This window comes from Pseudomonas sp. SH10-3B, assembly GCF_019891415.1.
Lineage (GTDB): Bacteria > Pseudomonadota > Gammaproteobacteria > Pseudomonadales > Pseudomonadaceae > Aquipseudomonas.
The window spans coordinates 1-954 of the sequence record NZ_JAFLXD010000117.1 but is presented as its reverse complement, the minus strand read 5'-3'; the positions used below and the strand labels follow the sequence as shown (position 1 = coordinate 954).

At 51.2% G+C, this 954-nt stretch carries 1 protein-coding gene and 1 pseudogene; one reads left to right on the top strand and one right to left on the bottom strand.

What is annotated here, in order from left to right; translation table 11 throughout:
- A pseudogene (locus tag J1G35_RS30595) lies at positions 1 to 197 on the bottom strand (arginine-ornithine antiporter); the annotation flags it as partial.
- 441 nt (positions 198 to 638) lie between these two features.
- Here J1G35_RS30595 and J1G35_RS30590 point away from each other — a divergent pair.
- Positions 639 to 954 (top strand): amino acid permease (locus tag J1G35_RS30590; protein ID WP_223016870.1); only part of this gene is annotated, 316 nt, incomplete at its 3' end.

Here is a 954-nt window from a genome sequence, read left to right as displayed (position 1 = left end):
CGGTTGGCCAGGGTCTGGAAGACGAAGGCCAGGGCCAACATGCCCACGGCAGTGATCGCCCAGCCGATCAACACCGCGCCCACCTCGGCGCGCGCAGCCATGTTCTGGGGCAACGAGAAAATCCCGCCGCCGATCATCGACCCCACCACCAGGGCAATCAAAGCGCCAAGCCGAAGTTTCTGGACCGGTTGAGACATGCAGACTCCTAAATAAAAATTGAGCTGACAACCCTGAACTCAACTAATTAACTCAGCGAGTTTAGCGTTTATTAAAGACAGCGATAAAACCGCCACGCTCATAACTCAACGGCATGACAGTTTATCTAGTTCAGGCTTATTTAGAATTTAAATACGACCATTACTTTGTCGTTTCCAGGTCATTTATTGTCGCCTTTTGGAAAAACTTGCGCATTCAGTAAAAGGGTCTAGTTTCAAACGTCCACACGGCAGACTAATTAATTAATAAAACCGCAGAAATCGCTCTGGAACGCGACTTTGCGAGGGGAAGTATTGCTCGCAGCTTTCCCCCTAACTCATTAATTCACAATGGAATGTGCCAATGAAGTGATCTGAGTCAGCTGTTTGATTAGCGCACAGAATTATTCTGTGGTCTCTCTTCTCCTGCATTGGAGTTATGCAATGTCTGAATCTCCCGGAAAACTTCGACTGGGCGCACTGGTTGCACTTGTCGTTGGCTCAATGATTGGCGGCGGGATCTTCTCTCTGCCGCAAAACATGGCGGCAAGTGCCGATGTTGGCGCGGTATTGATCGGTTGGGTAATTACCGCCGTGGGCATGTTGACCCTGGCCTTTGTCTTTCAGACCCTGGCCAACCGTAAACCTGATCTGGACGGCGGTGTCTACGCCTACGCCAAGGCCGGTTTCGGCGACTACATGGGCTTTTCGTCTGCCTGGGGCTACTGGATCAGCGCGTGGATGGGCAACGTCGGTTATT